The sequence below is a fragment of the Psychrobacter sp. CX10 genome (assembly GCF_057621575.2).
This window is the reverse complement of record NZ_CM177736.1, coordinates 2,125,272-2,143,542: the sequence shown is the minus strand read 5'-3', so window position 1 is coordinate 2,143,542 and position 18,271 is coordinate 2,125,272. Positions and strand designations below refer to the sequence as shown.

Below are 18,271 nucleotides of genomic sequence, written 5' to 3'. Positions count from 1 at the left end.
GTAGGTCTTTTATAATATGTTGTCAAAAATAATCGGAAGCGTTATTGGTACCAAAAACGATCGCGAACTCAAACGCATGCGCCAGATAGTCGCTAAGGTGAACGATCAAGAATCTAACGTGTCATCGCTCTCAGATGAGCAGCTTCGAGAAAAAACGGCAGAATTTAAACGCCGTTTCGATGAGGGCGCAAGCTTAGATTCTTTATTACCCGAAGCCTTTGCGGTGTGCCGTGAAGCCTCGATGCGTGTGCTGGGTATGCGTCACTACGATGTGCAGATTATCGGTGGTATTACCTTGCATGAGGGTAAGATTGCGGAGATGCGTACGGGTGAGGGTAAAACCCTAATGGCGACCTTAGCCATGTACCTAAATGCATTAAGCGGCAAAGGGGTGCACGTTGTTACTGTGAACGATTACTTGGCCGCGCGTGATGCGGACTTAAACCGTCCTTTGTTTAACTTTTTGGGATTGACGGTGGGCGTGATTTACTCTCAGCAGCCGCCCCAGGAAAAAGTAGATGCGTATCAAGCAGATATTACCTACGGTACCAACAACGAATATGGGTTTGATTACCTACGTGACAATATGGTATTTAGCTTAGCGGAGAAAAAACAGCGTGCGCTAAACTTTTGTATTATCGATGAGATTGACTCAATCTTAATTGATGAAGCGCGTACCCCGCTTATTATCTCAGGTCAAGCAGAAGACTCTTCGGCAACTTACGCATTAATTAATCAAATCATCCCTCGTCTGATTCGTTCTTCCGATGAAGAAGCCAACAAAAATAACGAAGACGGCGACTTTTGGATTGATGAAAAGAACCGTTCGATTGAAATTAGTGAAAAAGGCTATGAGAAGATTGAATCGTTTTTAGTCGAAGTCGGAGAGCTTGGCGAAAACGAAAGTTTATATAGCCCAACACGTTTGCCATTATTGGCACACGTACAAGCGGCAATTCGTGCGCACCATATATTTGTAAAAAACGTGCATTACATTGTCGATGACGGCGAAGTTGTTATTGTTGATGAAAATACTGGCCGTACCATGCCTGGACGCCGCTGGTCCGATGGTCTGCATCAAGCAGTAGAGGCCAAAGAGGGCGTTGAGATTCAAGCTGAGAACCAAACGCTTGCGACTACTACTTTCCAAAACTATTTCCGTCTGTATGATAAGTTATCAGGCATGACCGGTACCGCCGATACCGAAGCGGCAGAATTTAAATCTACATATGATATGGATGTGGTGGTTATTCCAACACATATGCCTATCGCCCGTATTGATTTGGACGATCAGATATTCTTATCAAAATTAGGCAAATACAAAGGTATTATCCGAGAGATCAAAGAGATTCAGGCCAAAGGCGCTCCGGTACTTGTTGGTACGGCAACGATTGAGGCCAGTGAAGAGCTGTCTTATTTGATGGATCAAGAAGGTATCAAACATAATGTACTTAATGCTAAGCAGCATGAGCGTGAAGCTGAAATTATTGCGCAGGCGGGTAGTCCTAGAGCGGTAACCATCGCGACTAACATGGCGGGCCGTGGTACGGATATCATCTTGGGTGGTAACTGGCAGGCTTATATTACTGATCCTGAGAATGTGAGTCCTGAGGAGATGAAACGCCTTAAAGATGCGTGGCAGAAAAAGCATGATGAAGTCATTGCTGCAGGCGGGTTACACATTATAGGCTCTGAGCGTCATGAGTCTCGACGCATTGATAACCAGTTACGAGGCCGTGCAGGCCGTCAAGGTGACCCTGGACAATCCCGTTTCTTTTTATCTTTAGAAGACGACTTAATGCGTATCTTCGCAGGCGATCGTGTGGTCAATATGATGCGCGCTATGGGTCTAAAAGAAGATGAAGCCATTGAGCACAAAATGGTATCGCGCTCCATTGAGAATGCTCAAGGTAAGGTTGAGAGTCGTGACTTTGATGCACGTAAAAGCTTGCTTAAGTATGACGATGTCGCAAATGAGCAACGTAAGGTTATCTACTCTCAGCGTGATGATTTACTAGCAGAAGCGGACTTAAAAGATGCGATTGAAGAGATGCACCGTGATGTTTATGATGCGCTCATAAGCCAATTCATACCCCCTGGATCTATTGATGATCAGTGGAATATCGATGGTCTTGAAGATGAGCTTGAAAGCGAATTCAAATACTATATTCCTATTAACGACTGGCTAGATGAAGATCGCCGTCTAGATGAAGAAGGTCTGCGCGAAAAAATCATTCAAACCGCTATCGATCGATATCGTTATCGCCGCGAACAAATGTCTCCTGAAAATGCGGCTCAGCTTGAGCGCCACTTTATGCTACAGAGCTTAGATCGCCACTGGAAAGAGCACTTAACGCAAATGGATCAGCTACGTAAAGGGATTCATCTACGCGGCTATGCTCAAAAAAATCCAGAACAAGAATATAAACGTGAATCTTTTGATTTGTTCCAAATGATGTTAGGTGCTATCAAATCAGATACGGTTCAAGATTTATCTCGCGTTCATATTCCGACCAAAGAAGAGCTAGAAGCTATGGAAGCTGAGCGTTTAGCGCAAGCTGAGCGCCAGAAGATGATGTTTGAACATGCGGAGATCAATAGTTTAACGGGTGAAAGAGAGAATGCGCCTCAGCCAAATTCACAGAATCAAAATACGCAAAACATCACTGCTAGTGTTCAATCAGGATCAAATCCTGCGTCGGGTGCTAATGAAGGTGGTGAATACGCAAATCTTAATATTAGCCGTAATGCTCCATGCCCTTGCGGTTCTGGATTAAAGTATAAACAGTGTCATGGTAAGATTTAGTGAGAGTATTTACTGAGGCAGCATACTAAATAATTTATTAAATAATTTACTGAACAAAAGACTATTGCTTAAAATAGAATAGCCTAAGTATAAGATATCTTTAATAACTGTTTTAATAACTGTGGCTTTATTAAATTATTAGTAGCATACTAAAGTAGAAGCCATAGTTAGCATTTGAGGTTATAATTATCAGTAGAGGCTATACTTAGTAGTAATGATAATAGATAGCATGGCTCAACAGACCCTATTGTCTTTATAAAAAATGAACTTGTAAAAAAGCAACCTTTTATTAAACCTTGAAAGACTGTTAGACCCTATACTTATTTATACAATGACATTCATCAACTTTTAGGAAAATATAGAATGAAAACCAATCAAACTATTAAAACATTATTGTTAACCTCTTCATTAACTGTATTACTGGGGTTAACGGCGTGTCAGAAGCAGGCAGAAGAGACACCAGAACCAGAAGTCAATACGGATGCCCCAATGTCAGCTGAACCTGCTGAAAATAGTGGTTCAGCCATCGTAGCAGATGATATTGAGAACCTAGAAGAACAGCCTGAGTATGAAGGTGTCGAGGATGGTGCAGACATCGATCCTTCAACCTCTCCTATACAAGATAGCAGTAGTATAGATCCTATTGCCAACGCACCAGTAACTGACTCTCAAATTGGTCCAGCAGAAGGGACTGTGCTTGAAGAGAATGCGCCTACTCAAAACGCACCTGCTGAATAAATAAGTTATTAGGGCGTGTCCCTAATTGCTAATCATAAGATTGATGGTCAAAAATGGCTATGTTCTCTGCAAAATTTACTGTGATTAGCAAAAACCTATCTCATTTTTAGCCTTACCAACCAAATAGGTACACGCTCTAGTTAAAACAAAAGGTTCTTATCAGTTATGTATAAGAACCTTTTTTATGTTCTAAAATTACTTGAGAATTGGAAGTTAGTAATTAACTATTAACGATTAGCTATAGTCCAAGAACTTTAAAGTAGTCACAAGGCAACCGAGTGCAAGTACTACTAGGGTAGGCTTAACGAGGTTAACACCGTGACTCTTTATAAGTTCGCCGACTATATAAAGAACTAGCGATTAAAATCGTTATCATTAACATAGTTTTCTTCTAAATAGCCTTCTTCGTGGACATCCAACTCTTCATGTTTTAACTCTATATCAAATTCGTCCGTATGCTTGTGTACCGTCTTTTTAATATCTACATTTTGAACCGCATAGGTATGTTTTTCAACGGTTGCAACTTCGCGAGATAAGACGATTTCGATAGGTTCATTACCAATGTCTAACTGTCTACCATCTACCGTAATATGTGGCGAATGCTCTAAGCTTGGCTCTAAATAACGAATTATATCTTCTTCATTAACTGAGTGAGCTAACTTAGATCTGCTTTCATCATCAGTATAATGCGCTTCAACAATTAATACTTCTTCAGTAAGTTCGATTGGGACCTGAACAGTCTTAGTACGGGTTTGCTTACTTACAATGACCTTACCAATGTTTAGACGCTCTTTACTAACTTCTGCACGTTCTTCTAAAAGCTCTAAATTGCCTACCAATTTAGGATTATTATCTATTAGCTTATCTGTATTAGTATTCGTCAAGGTATTGTCCGTTGTTAATTGATTAGAAGCATCGATATCTGTATCATTTGTATTAGGGGTCCTAGAGGTTTGGTTATGAAGGGTACTGCCTTTTGAATTCTGGCTATTCATTAGAATTTCCTTAAGTTAATATTTTAATATGCGCATGCTATAAGTTAGAATTTAAGGGAAATGGCTTGTAAATATTGATAGAAATTAAATTAAAATAAACCGTAATAAGGTCACATATAAATTCATATCATTAAATATTCAATAAAGAGACTAAATAATGTTAGATAATAAAAAAGCCAGAGCGTGAACTCTGGCTTTTTCGTGCTTAACTCATAACTATTGAGTTAACCTCGATAAATTAAGGTCAATAACTTATTATAGACCGCGAGCTGCACGTACATCATCAGCAGTGATATCATCACGATTTACAATGTTGCCTTCACGGTCAACAACATTACCATCACGGTCGATATCTAACTCTTCACGCTTGATGGTTTCGTGTATTGTTTCTGTATGACGTTCAGTAGTTTTGCCAACATTTACTTCTTCAGTAACATATGTTTCTTTATTTACACGAGCACGTTCTGCTTCAAGTTCAACTTGAATAGAGTCCGCACCAGCGTCATCACCAATTCTACGATCTGTAGGACGGTTTACATCGGTACGCTCAATATGTGCATGCTCTTCTTCAAGCTCAACCTCTACTTTACGATCTTCAGATACAACGTGTTTGCCCACGCTCACTAAACCTGCAACAATACGATCTTTATTTACTGTTAAACGTTCTTCAAGAAGCTCTAGTGTATTAGGTGCATCATAATAATCTTCTTTAAAATCTAGACGTTCTTCAGCAGGTACAGTGTCTGCTACAAATGCTTGACGATCTTTGTTAACTTGCTCTTCATAACTATACTGATAATCAGGATCATAAACATCCATTGCTTCAACTTGTGATTTAGTTAAGTTGTCAAAGAACACGTCATCACCTGTAATACGAGCTAGACCAGCTGGTACTAATACTTGCTTAGAGCTAAACCAACCACCAGCATCTACGATTAAGTAGCGGATACGGCCAGTAGCTTCTTCTACTAATGCACCATCAACTTTACCAATCTTTTCTTCGTTTACACCATAAGCTGTTTTACCAGTTGGATCATAATAGTCATCACCTAATAGATCATTACTAGTGCTTTGAATGTCATTTAAACGGAATAAGTTACTCATTATTTTTTCCTTATATTATTGTGAATTTAAAAATAAAAATCTAAAATTAAGTCGAGTAAAAAATTCTCAAATTTATTGGTTATTGTAAATTTTTGAGAATTGTGACATATCTCTTAGCTAGCCATCACTGAATTCCTAATTGAAAAATTCTAACAAGAATTTATTATCAAAGAAGCTAATTATTAATAAGCATTCTAATTATAGAAATTTGTTAGTAGTTCTAGTTTTAATATTACTTATTAAAAGTATTAACATTAATATGAATTTTTAAGAATTCTACTCTCGACGACTTGGTAATAGATTAACAAGTGGTAAGCACTACTTAAATAGTAAACACGTATCACAGTATTAAGTTACGTAATTCAGTGTTAAACGATGTAAATTCAATAACATGACCTTCATTCAGTTTTACATTTACTAACAGACATTGTTAAAATAAAAAAAGAGCCTCATATGAGACTCTTATTATTTATTATATTTAGAGGTTTTAGCAGTAATTGTTGCTTACTCAAGAACTTCATTACCAGCTCTTTTTTAATTATATTGTTTACAAAGAAATACTGGGATTAAGTATTGATTTAAGGCAGTTCGATAGCCACTGCTACTGCTTCACCGCCACCAATACATAATGATGCGACACCTTTCTTGCCACCAGTACGTTTTAGTGAATTAATCAATGTGACTAGAATACGCGCACCCGAACAGCCTACAGGATGTCCTAAAGCACAAGCACCACCTTCAATGTTTACTTTGTCGTGTGAAATGTTCAATTCATCCATCGTTACCATGGTAACCATAGCAAACGCTTCATTAATCTCCCACAAATCAACCTCATCTACTGACCAGCCAGCTTTGTCTAAAACTTTTTCAATAGACCCAATAGGGGCAATAGTAAATTCAGATGGATGACGTGAGTTTGAAGCACTGGCGATAATACGAGCTTCAATGTTTAAGTTTTTTTCTTTGGCCGTACTCTCTGAGGTTACGACTACAGCAGCAGCACCATCTGAAATCGAGCTGGCATTCGCTGCGGTAATAGTCCCATCTTTAGCAAAGGCGGCACGCAACTTAGGGATACGTTCTGCATCCGCTTTTGCAGGCTGTTCATCACTTTCAACAACCAACTCACCTTTACGGGTCTTAATTGTGACTGGGGTAACTTCATTATCAAAATGACCTTCATTGATGGCTGTTAACGCGCGGTTAAGAGACTCGATCGCAAAGTCATCCATCTGCTCACGGGTATACCCTTTTTCATTGGCCATCTCTTGAGCAAATTGTCCCATAAGCTTGCCGGTGTCCGCATCTTCTAAACCATCTAAAAACATATGGTCTTTAACTTCGCTATGACCCATACGGTAGCCTTGACGAGCTTTAGGCAATATATAAGGCGCATTGGTCATAGATTCCATACCACCAGCAACGATGATATCCGCATTACCTGCTTTAATAGAATCATTAGCTTGCATGACTGCTTTTAGACCTGAGCCGCACAGTTTGTTAATAGTCACGGCGCCTGTGCTGTCTGGAATGCCGGCATTACGCATTGCCTGACGTGCTGGGCCTTGACCCACTCCCGCTGTCAAAATACAGCCCATAATAACTTCGTCAATTTGTTGTGGATCTATACCCGCACGTTCAACCGATGCTTTGATAGCAGCAGCACCTAATTCAGGCGATGTCGCACTAGAAAGATCACCTTGAAATCCGCCCATAGGAGTACGGGCACCGCTGACAATAACTACTGAATCTGATGACATAATTCTATCCTTAATTATTCGTGTTGTATTAAAACAATTGATTCATACATTGAACCAAATATTAAATTTAAATCCTTGTCTTGAGTCTGGCTTACTTCTTATAGCTCAATCTGATAGCCCCTAGTCTAACTCATGCAAACGGATACGTACCACATCAGAGGTAATTTGTTCCAATGTTTCTATTTTATTAATGGCGACATTCATCTGGCTTTCAACGACAGGCAATGTCAATATAATAATCGGTACTTGACCCATTTGATGTGCAGGCTTTTGTAAAATGGCGTCTATATTTATACCTGCATCGCTCAGAATACGAGTAACATCCGCTAATACTCCTGGTGTGTCATCTGCTTGTAAGCGTAGATAGTATCCCGCTACCATGTCATCTGCACTTAAAACTGGCGTATCAGATAGCTCATTTGGCATAAACGCTAAGTGTGGCACGTGATGACCATTTTCGACAGTTAAGACACGGATGAGATCCATCACATCTGCCATGACCGCCGACGCAGTGGCTCCAGCACCAGCACCATCACCATAATAGAGGGTTTGGCCTAGTGGATGAGAATTGACTAAAACTGCATTTTTGACACCATTGACATTAGCAAGCAGTTTATCTTGTGGAATCAGCGTTGGATGTACTCGAAGCTCTATGCCATTAGCTGTATCGTCATCATTATAACGACGTACTGCGAAGCCTAAATGCTTAATGCGGTATCCAAGCTCTTCGGCATAAGTCACATCTTGCAAGGTAACGTTAGTGATGCCTTCACAATATACTTTATCAAACTGAAGGGGTATCCCAAAAGCAATGGATGCAAGTAGCGCTAATTTGTGCGCGGCATCAATTCCTTCGACATCGAAGGTTGGGTCAGCTTCGGCATAGCCTAATTCTTGTGCTTCTGCTAACACATCTTCAAAGCTACGACCTTTATCGCGCATCTCAGACATAATAAAGTTGCCAGTACCATTAATAATACCCGTCAACCAATCGACTTTGTTGGCGGCTAATGCTTCACGCATTACTTTAATAATCGGAATACCGCCTGCTACTGCCGCTTCATAAGCAACATGGACTTGATGTTGATCCGCTAAAGAGAAAATCTCATTACCATGTTCAGCAAGTAAGGCTTTGTTGGCCGTTACCACATGTTTACCATGTTTGATAGCATGGAAAATAACTTCTTTGGCAATCGTTTGACCACCGATGACTTCGATAATAATATCAACATCATCACTCTCAGCAATAGCCATCAAGTCGCTTTCTTGTTTAATATTAGGATCAATATCATCACGTCGGCGACGGACGCCAACTTGAGTAATTACAATGTCATGACCACTGCGTCTTTTAAGCTCTGATAAGTTGTCGTTTAGCAGGTTAAGTACGCCAGTACCTACAGTACCCAGTCCTAGTATGGCAAGTTTTATAGATTTACTCACGATATCCTCAGTTGTTTTATGTGTTATATTTAGAGTCGATATAAGTGTAATTGGTTTGAATAGAATTGGCTAGGTGGAACTTATCATTCATTCTAAAGCTTTCAATTCTAAATTGCATTATTTGACGCGCATACTCAATAGGCATAGTCAATGTAGTCTACAATAGTGACAAGACATCGAGTGCAATTACTACTACTGAATTACTACTTATGAAGGCTTAGCGATGTTAACGTTAACACAGTAACCGTTTAGCAGTTCACGGACTATATAACCCATGTTTTATTTGTTTGCAATGGCCGCTTTAGCAAGTTGATTAGCGGGAAGGTACCCCCCAATTTGATGCCCCGATTCAGTGAATATAGCAGGCGTGCCGCTAACCCCAAGACGCATACCTAGTCGCATATGATCACGTACAGGACTATCGCATGCGGGAGCCATCGGATTTTGTCCTGACTTCGCTTGGTTCATAGCAGCAATACGATCCTCGCTACACCATACTGATTCCATTTTTGGAACGCTACGCTCACTGCGAGGCCAAGCTAGATAATGTACCGCAATACCTAGGTTGTTAACATCATCCATTTCTTGATGTAACTTAGTGCAATAGGGACAATCAGCATCGGTAAAGACGTAAACGGACGCCTTTGTATTGCCTTTGGCAGGATAAGTAATCATCTCTTGCTTATCTACCTTAGCAAGCGTCGTTTTAACGTTTGCAGCAATCAGATCAGCGCTGATATCGATTGGACGGTCTTGACCGATTTGGACAATCTGACCTTGAATAATATAACGGCCATCTTTATCACTAAAAAATGAAGGTATGCCTTCACCAGTTACCCAATATATGTCATCCATTTTGGTAGGAATAGCAGATATAATATTTTGTTCAAATCCAGATGCCTTAAAATTTGCTTCAAGGGCATTTACCACGTCGGCATCTGAGTTCTGAAGCGGCGCTGAGGTATTATTAACTGCTGTAGAGCTATCCGTATTAGGCGTGTTCGCCTCAGTAGTATTGCTGTTGCACCCAGCAATTGCGACAGCAAGCGTGATAAGTCCTGCTTTAGACGCATAGAAGCTGTTTCTAAAAGATAACTTATTAATAAACGATGACATAAACTTATCTCTATATATTAGGGTATGTAGGTTTTGGTTATTTAGTCGCTCTTGGTGGCATGCCTGTATGCTGCGTCTGAAAGTTGCCTTTACTTACTTGTTTATTTTGCGCTTTATTCGCAGTCTTTATATTATTAGCCTTTTGGTTTTTGGGCCGCTGCGCCGTTGAAGACTTGCCTGCCGTTTTATTAGACCGCTTATTAGCTTGGTTATTGGCTTGATTGCTGTGTTGACGCTTCACAGAATCCGAACCAATTCGGCTGTTCTTCTTGCGTGCCGATTGATACGTCTCGCTATTTTTACCTTCAAGTCTTGAATTAAACGGGGGTATCAAACAATGCCGCGCCGTCCCAATAAGATCTTGCCGACCCAGACGTTTTAAAGCCGCACGTAGCATACCCCAGTTCATAGGATCATGATAACGTAAAAAGGCCTTATGTAGTTTACGCTGTTTACCTGATTTTACAATATCGACATCACCTTGGGTGCGAGTCACTTTGTGCAGCGGGTCTTTGTGCGTGTGATACATGGTTGTTGCAGTCGCCATAGGGCTTGGATAGAAGGCTTGCACCTGATCGGTTCTAAAGTCATGCCGCTTAAGCCACAGCGCCAAATTCATCATGTCCTCATCCGTCGTACCCGGATGGGCAGCAATAAAGTAGGGGATAAGGTACTGCTCTTTACCTGCCTCAGCACTAAACTGTTCAAACATCTGTTTAAACTCATCATACGTACCCATGCCAGGCTTCATCATTTTAGACAGCACTCCTTCCTCAGAGTGCTCAGGCGCAATCTTAAGATAGCCGCCGACATGATGCGTCACCAGCTCTTTGACATATTCAGGATCTTTAACCGCTAGATCATAACGCAGTCCAGACGCGATGAGGATTTTTTTGACCCCTTTAACCTCTCGAGCATTCCGATACAGCTGAGTCAAATGGCGATGATCAGTAATTAAGTTATCGCAAATACCTGGGTAAACACAAGAGGGTTTACGACAGTTTTTCTCAATGGTTTCATCTTTACAGCTCAGGCGATACATGTTGGCTGTTGGTCCACCTAAGTCTGAAATAACCCCTGTGAAATTCGGCGCCGTATCACGAATTGCCTCAACTTCACGTAGGATAGACTCCTCAGAGCGATTTTGAATAATACGTCCCTCATGCTCGGTAATCGAACAGAAGGTACAACCACCAAAGCAGCCGCGCATGATATTGACCGAAAACTTAATCATGTCAAACGCAGGGATACGGGCATCACCATAGCTAGGATGTGGCACACGCGCATAAGGTAAGTCGAACACATAATCCATTTCCTCCATCGATAACGGAAGCGGTGGCGGGTTTAACCACACATCGATGTCTGTTTTTGTGTTGCCGCCGTCCTTATTTTTACCTGATCTATGACGCTGAACCAAAGCGCGCGCGTTACCCGGGTTGGTTTCCATATGCAAAATACGGTTGGCGTGCGCGTATAACACAGGGTCAGATTTAACGTCACTATAATCAGGTAAGCGAATGACAGACTTAGCACGCGGGGGTAGTTTTATTTTGTGTTTACGTGCAGTTTTCGGTTTTGTATCTGCATTCGTAACTTCAAGTCCCATCATCTTAACTGGCTGTACATCATCATTTACCTGATCCGCGTTCAAGACTTTGTTTTGAACCGGCTCTGCTTTAAAGCCTTGATATTGTTGTTCAAAAGCAGAAGGGCGCTCTATGCTAGATTTGCTGTCATTATAAGCTTGCTTGCTATTGCCTTTATCTTTCTCAATAGAGCAGCTGTCTAAATCCTCAGTCATCACATACGGATTAATAATCGGATCAACGCGGCCCACCGTATCGACATCGTTACTTTCAATCTCGATCATATCTGCCTTCCAGTGGCGGCGAGACGGCGTAATCAAATAAGCCGTACCTCTAAGATCGCTCATCTGCTCAAAGGTATAGCCCTTTGACAAGCCATGTACCACATCCACGATGGCACGCTCAGCGTTACCATACAAAAGAACATCGGCACGGCTATCTAATAATACGCTACGGCGCACTTTATCCGACCAATAATCATAGTGTGCAATACGGCGTAAGCTTCCCTCAATACCACCCAGTATAATTGGTACATCAGGATACGCCTCACGGCAACGCTGACTATAAACAATAGCGGCGCGATCAGGGCGTTTGTCTGGCGCATTATTGGGCGAATAAGCATCATCACTACGTATACGGCGATCGGCTGTATAGCGGTTAATCATGCTGTCCATGTTGCCAGCCGTCACACCATAAGCATAGACAGGTTTACCCAGTTCCATAAACGCATCTTTGCTCGTCCAATCAGGCTGAGCGATGATACCTACACGAAAGCCCTGCGCCTCAAGCAAACGACCAATAATCGCCATCCCAAAGCTTGGATGGTCAACATAGGCGTCGCCTGAGACAATAATCACATCGCACGCATCCCAGCCCAGCTCATCCATCTCACGGCGACTCATAGGCAGAAACGGCGCTGGTTCGTAGCAGCTGGCCCAGTGTTTATCGTAGTCGTATAAGGGCGTAACACCTTGTTTAAAGGCAGTGCGGGCGATGGTTTCAGCAGACATGGGAATAACCTAGATAATGATTTGAAAATCTAAAGAGCAATTAAAAAGATCAATAGTAAAACGAGAGTTAGTACAAGAGGGGTGATAAAAAAGAATGACGCTCATTTTAACATGAATAGGGTTTATGTTGAGCATTTTAAATAGATGATTGATATATAATTACTGTTTAACCATTCCTTAATTAGAATAATTTACGTATGAGTCTAATAATTAAAAGTACCTCATTCAAAATATGTTTCTTTCAAGTAATCTTTTTTGTCAAGAGGTATAGCAAGTCAGCGATGTTATAAAATTATATAACCATTATATAGCGCAATAGCTAATTCATCGGAAAAAATACGAATTGTAAAGAGTAGATGGCGTTGAATGTTTAAGTGTATAGAAAAATGCTATTTAAAATAAATTAGGTAGGTTAATTAAGTATGTCATTTTTGAATTGTATCAACTTTAAATACTTAATGCATACTTCGTTGTATGTCATGGGTATCACTATGGTAATGATACTGGCATCTATGGCCAATGCTAAAGTCGACTTATCTCAGTACGAACATCTAAGGCCTGGATACTATAATATGATGTACAATAGATTGCTTATTGTATTGGTATTAATACATCTGATTTTAATAGTATATTTTATTAAAAAGAACAAATACCATTCAAAACAATTTGCTATAAGACATGCAAAAATTGCATTGATTTTCCCTATAATCGGTTTATTTATTATGCCATTTAATTACGGTATATCTTGCATAATACAACTTAATCATTGCTACTATATTGATGCATTTGTGATGGTAATTATGTTGTACGTTTATCTTATATATGTCTCCCTAATGCCATACTTTCTTAATCGTTTCCAGTAATACGCTTATATTTAGCCACTAACTCTTCTTCGGATTCAACGTGATTGGGGTCTTTAGGGATACAATCTACGGGACATATTTGGACGCATTGCGGTTCATCAAAATGCCCTACACATTCAGTGCATAAATCAGGGTTGATTTCATAAATCTCATCCCCCTCATAAATAGCTTCATTGGGGCATTCAGGTTCACAAACATCACAGTTAATACATTCATCGGTGATAAAAAGTGCCATTTCAGCTCCTTATTTAACATAGAGTCGACGCAATAATAAGTTTTAACGGTTAAATTATTAACCTTACTAAGCTTAATGAATAGCAAATGAATTAGATTGCTTTGGATTAAATTATCGCCTGTTAATCTTATTTGTAGACTCAATGATTTTAATAGGTCGTGTATATATGATCGAATATGTCATAACTAAAACCTAGACTTTGATAAATTACAAAGCGTTTTTCTACACTTATATTTTAACTCTATTTCCACTCATTATTGCGTTTGTCATCAAAGGCTTTCTGAACACATGGGGGTACAAATTTGTCTACATCCCCACTTAGTTTTGCAATCTCTCTTATCATGGTAGAGGAGATGAATGAGAATTCGGGCGCTGGTGTTAAAAATACCGCTTCAAAGTTCTCATCAAGCTCACGGTTCATATTAGCGAGCTGAAATTCATATTCGAAATCTGACATAGCACGTAAACCGCGCAGTACAGCTGTGGCATTTTGTTCACGCATAAATTCAACCAAAAGCCCTTCAAACCCAACTACCGAAACTTGGGGCAAATCATCAAAAACAGTCTCAACCAATTCAACTCGTTCCTCAAAGCTAAACATAGGTTTTTTATGATGACCTAAAGCGACAGCAATCACGACTTCATCAAACAGCTTAACAGCCCTTTGAACTAAATCGCGATGTCCATTAGTGATAGGATCGAATGTGCCTGGGTAGACGACTTTGGTGTGCAGTGACGAAGGTTTGTTCATGATGGTTTTTAAGGATAGTTGAATGAGGGGTTATCGTAGCAAATTTTAAGCATTGACGTAAGTGATAACTGCTTACAAAGCTATGAAAAAGTATTGGTTTTAAATTTGGTATAATTGAGGCTCGACCTATCTTTATAGCACTCTATAATGTGAGTTATATTTTGAGCTGCAAGCTTATAAGCGTATGTTAATGTAAGAGCTAAATCATTATCTGAATCAAACCATTAGTTAAGTTATTATCTATGCTCAAACGACAACTCAGCATAAACGTTATATCCACTTAAATATTATAAAGATAGGGACACGCTCTAGTAATTTAAGAGACTAATTTATATGGCTAAAAAATCTAGAAAACCATCAAATCAAATTGCCGCTAATAAAAAAGCGCGGCACGAGTATTTTATTGAAGAAACCTTTGAAGCAGGCTTAGAGCTGCAAGGTTGGGAAGTTAAAGCGATTCGGGCAGGTAAGATGAGTATCACCGAAGCTTATGTAGTGTTTAGGGGTAATGAAGCGTTTTTATTTGGCGCTCATATTCAGCCTTTATTATCCAGCTCAACGCATATAGATCCAGACAGTATTCGTACTCGTAAACTGCTCCTGCATCGCAAAGAAATCGACACCTTGTTTGGCGCTGTTAATCAAAAAGGCTATGCCTGCGTGCCGCTAGAAGTGTATTGGAAAAATTCACTGGTAAAATGCAAAATTGGTTTAGCCAAAGGTAAGAAACTGCACGATAAGCGTAAAACTATCAAGGAAAGAGACTGGGAGCGAGACCAACAGCGCGGGTTTAAGCAGCATTTGAATTAATCGTTAATTATCACTTTTTTAAATAGTGAATCGTTAGCTTAATAATAAAATATGGCAGTTATTTTCTGCCTTTTTTTTATTTCTGTCAGTTCCATGAATCAATTCTATTCAGCCCCTAATTAAAAAAGATTTTTTCTTTTAATACTTTGATGGTATAAAAAATTAATGAATATCAAAAATAGAAATAAAAACCTAAATGAACAACCCTCATTAGTGATTCGGTTATTGCAAAAGATATTGTTTCCGAGTAGAAGAATGTCATTAACACAAAAGCAAAAGCTAGCGAAAATTGTATCTGGTAAGACCATTTTAATCACTGGTGCCAGTTTCGGTATTGGCGAGTCCCTTGCCTATCTTCTGGCATCTGTTTTGACAGACTCACACTCAAGCTTTAAAAGCCCTCCTAAGCTATTATTAATAGGAAGAACTACTGACAAATTAAAACAAGTACAGTCGCAAGTTTTGAAGTTGGGAGGTCGGGCGGAGATTTATTCATTAGATCTAAGAGATGAAGAGCAATTGCAGCAGTTTATAAATTACTTGCAAGCTGAGAATGTGGATATATTCATTAATAATGCAGGTCAATCTATTAAGCGGCCCGTCATGCAATCACTGGACCGCAGCCATGATTTTCAGCGCACCATCAGTCTAAATTATTTAGCGCCCGTGAAGCTGTGTCTAAGTCTAATCCCTAAGCTAAAAGCAAATAGGGGACAAATTATAAATGTATCAGCATTAAACGTATTATTACCACCCATGCCTGAATGGTCTGCCTATCAGGCTTCAAAGACAGCTTTCGATCAATGGTTCCGCTCAGCCTTACCTGAATTAAATGCAAATGCTATCGATGCCAGCACCTTATACCTACCTTTGGTAAGAACTCGAATGATTGCGCCTACTACGATATATCGTTCAGCGCCTGCTATGTCTTCTGAACAAGTAGCATCCCTAATAGGAAGAGTTATTATTAGCAAAGCTATAAATTTTAAACCTTGGTGGTTATATATAGTTGAACCCATGGCCACGTTATTCAAGGCACCTTTAGAGTATTTCATAAGACAGCTTTATCGTTATAAAAACTGTCGTTAAATGCCATTTAATATAACTGCACCGTTAATAATTACCTTTTAAACAATAGAGTATTCGATGCAAAACTTGCAACCGCATAAAAGCCAACCGCATAAAAGCCAACCGCATAAAAGTCAGCTACATAAAAATAAGTCATCTGAGTCCACATTGAGTTGGACGCTCCAGAGTCTACGTAATTTGAAACGAATGGGATTACTGACGACTAAAGGGGTTGCAACGGCAGTCAAATCTATCAATACACATGGCCCAAACTTAATGGTATTGCTGCAATTTGCCAGCGCCAAAACCCCTGACAGGCTGACTTTAAATGAGCAATACAGTTATAAGCAATGTTATGAGTTGGCTTTATCTTTAGCAGTCTATTTCGCTGATATATGGCGAAAGCTTAACCAAAATCGCACGGTTAAAAAACCATCCCCAAGAGTGGCAATGATTTGTACCAATCATAGCAGTAGTGTTTTAGCTTTATTTGGTTTAGCACGATTGGGAGCAGATCTTAGTCTAATAAATACAGAAATGAGCCAGACTCAGCTCCAGCAAATAATTAACCAGAAAGATTATGACATGATTATTTGTGATGAAGAGTTTGCTAATAATCTAAAGACAGCTATTACTCCTAAAGCCAATACTTCGGGCCAAATTCACAGCCCTTATATTATTTCAAAGCAACAAATTGATCATGTTATTGCCACAAGGTTAAAAGATACCAAGAATAATGATGTTACGTTGCCTCGATATGCATCAGGTACCATCAATGTACTAACAGGTGGAACCAGTGGCCGTATTAAATTCGCCAATCGCAAACCCTCACCGCTTGCTATGATGATCCCTTTTATTGCATTGTTAAATGAGGTAGAGCTTGCAAAGTATCAGTCCGTTTATATAGCAGTGCCTTTTTATCATGGTTATGGACTGGCTTCGCTCATTATTTCAGTGCTGTTATCAGCCAGAATATTTACCAGTGATAAATTTAAAACCGAAACTGCTGCTCAGTTGATTCAAAAGCATCAAATCGAAGCTTTGTTATTGGTTCCTACTATGCTAAACCGTTTGTTAGCTTATGATCTAAATAAAAAGGACTTTACAAAAGAAGAGTTAAAAGCTGGAGCGCATAGAACTTCGGTTTTCGATTCAGTGAGACGAATTATCTCAGGAGGAGCAAAGCTAGAAGACTCTCTTGCTAAGCAGACTTTGCAACATACTGGAGATACTTTATTTAATCTTTATGGAACCTCAGAAGCAGGTTTCTGCGTCATGGCTACTCCAGCTGATTTGCATCGCTATCCAGATAGTATTGGTAAAGCTATTAAGGGAGTTAGGCTACGGCTTTTGCCTATAGAGCAAGCTGATAATGATACGAAAGATCGTAAATCTGATAAAAGTATAGACGGAAACGTTAAGACAGAAGAAAATATAGGAATATTGAGTTTAAGAACGGCTTGGTCGATGGATGATTCATCTATTATAAAATCTAAAAAAAGCTGTTTAGAATTAAGTAAATGCAATAAATTTATCAGTACTGGGGATCTTGCATATTCAAATACAGAAGGGTATTTGTTTTTAAAAGGAAGGGCGGATGACATGATCGTTAGTGGTGGTGAGAATGTATATCCCGTTGATATTGAAAACGTACTTAAACAACATCCAGACGTTGGACAGGCGGCAGTTATTGCAGTTGAGAGTGAAGGGTTTGGGAAACGTTTAGTGGCTTTCGTTTGTTTCAATAACAGAGATTTTAATAACAGAGAAAAGGCAATCGATAACAATGAAACTAATATTAAATGTTTAAATAATGAACTCTCTGACACTCACAAGATAAAAATAGAGAGCCAACTTGAACAATGGCTAAAGCCCAAGCTGGCTCGCTATCAAATGCCTAAGAAAGTTGTCTTAGTAGATGAAATGCCAATTACCAAAACAGGAAAGGTGAGTCATGTTTTATTAAGACAACATTTATGCGAGGGTTAA

Annotated in this window: 13 protein-coding genes; 5 read left to right on the top strand and 8 right to left on the bottom strand. The window is 39.6% G+C overall.

The window, feature by feature from the left end:
* Positions 1-16 precede the first annotated feature (16 nt).
* Positions 17-2,806 (top strand): preprotein translocase subunit SecA, encoded by a 2,790-nt coding sequence (secA, locus tag AC21OH_RS08625; protein ID WP_487370069.1) that lies wholly within the window; start codon positions 17-19, stop codon positions 2,804-2,806.
* Positions 2,807-3,169: 363 nt separating this feature from the next.
* Positions 3,170-3,544 carry a hypothetical protein gene (locus tag AC21OH_RS08620; RefSeq protein WP_487370070.1) on the top strand — a complete coding sequence of 125 codons (375 nt, stop codon included), beginning with the start codon at positions 3,170-3,172 and terminating at the stop codon, positions 3,542-3,544.
* Between the two features lie 353 nt (positions 3,545-3,897).
* Here AC21OH_RS08620 and AC21OH_RS08615 read toward each other — a convergent pair whose 3' ends face one another.
* From AC21OH_RS08615 to coaD, 8 genes are all read right to left on the bottom strand, one after another.
* A complete protein-coding gene (locus AC21OH_RS08615; protein ID WP_487370071.1) occupies positions 3,898-4,539 on the bottom strand; it encodes a YsnF/AvaK domain-containing protein in 642 nt (213 codons plus the stop codon).
* A 255-nt stretch (positions 4,540-4,794) separates the two neighbouring features.
* Positions 4,795-5,643 (bottom strand): DUF2382 domain-containing protein, encoded by an 849-nt coding sequence (locus tag AC21OH_RS08610; protein WP_486535611.1) that lies wholly within the window; start codon positions 5,641-5,643, stop codon positions 4,795-4,797.
* A 578-nt stretch (positions 5,644-6,221) separates the two neighbouring features.
* Positions 6,222-7,403 (bottom strand): thiolase family protein, encoded by a 1,182-nt coding sequence (locus tag AC21OH_RS08605; protein ID WP_486535610.1) that lies wholly within the window; start codon positions 7,401-7,403, stop codon positions 6,222-6,224.
* Between the two features lie 120 nt (positions 7,404-7,523).
* Positions 7,524-8,843, bottom strand: coding sequence for a homoserine dehydrogenase (locus AC21OH_RS08600; protein WP_487370073.1), 1,320 nt, complete (start codon positions 8,841-8,843; stop codon positions 7,524-7,526).
* 279 nt (positions 8,844-9,122) lie between these two features.
* Complete coding sequence (locus tag AC21OH_RS08595; RefSeq protein WP_487370074.1) at positions 9,123-9,959, bottom strand: DsbC family protein; 837 nt, start codon at positions 9,957-9,959, stop codon at positions 9,123-9,125.
* Positions 9,960-9,996: 37 nt separating this feature from the next.
* The gene (locus tag AC21OH_RS08590; protein WP_487370075.1) at positions 9,997-12,555 is read right to left on the bottom strand and encodes a YgiQ family radical SAM protein; all 2,559 of its coding nucleotides are present in this window, start codon (positions 12,553-12,555) and stop codon (positions 9,997-9,999) included.
* Positions 12,556-13,401: 846 nt separating this feature from the next.
* Complete coding sequence (locus AC21OH_RS08585; protein ID WP_486535606.1) at positions 13,402-13,653, bottom strand: YfhL family 4Fe-4S dicluster ferredoxin; 252 nt, start codon at positions 13,651-13,653, stop codon at positions 13,402-13,404.
* A 241-nt stretch (positions 13,654-13,894) separates the two neighbouring features.
* Positions 13,895-14,404 carry a pantetheine-phosphate adenylyltransferase gene (gene coaD / locus AC21OH_RS08580; RefSeq protein WP_486535605.1) on the bottom strand — a complete coding sequence of 170 codons (510 nt, stop codon included), beginning with the start codon at positions 14,402-14,404 and terminating at the stop codon, positions 13,895-13,897.
* Between the two features lie 333 nt (positions 14,405-14,737).
* Between coaD and smpB the strand changes: the two genes are divergently transcribed.
* The 3 genes from smpB (at position 14,738) to AC21OH_RS08565 (ending at position 18,271) form a co-directional block, all read left to right on the top strand.
* The gene (smpB, locus tag AC21OH_RS08575) at positions 14,738-15,214 is read left to right on the top strand and encodes an SsrA-binding protein SmpB (RefSeq protein ID WP_487370076.1); all 477 of its coding nucleotides are present in this window, start codon (positions 14,738-14,740) and stop codon (positions 15,212-15,214) included.
* 165 nt (positions 15,215-15,379) lie between these two features.
* A complete protein-coding gene (locus AC21OH_RS08570) occupies positions 15,380-16,303 on the top strand; it encodes an SDR family NAD(P)-dependent oxidoreductase (protein ID WP_487370078.1) in 924 nt (307 codons plus the stop codon).
* Between the two features lie 57 nt (positions 16,304-16,360).
* On the top strand, positions 16,361-18,271 hold the full coding sequence (locus tag AC21OH_RS08565; protein ID WP_487370079.1) for an AMP-binding protein: 1,911 nt from the start codon (positions 16,361-16,363) through the stop codon (positions 18,269-18,271).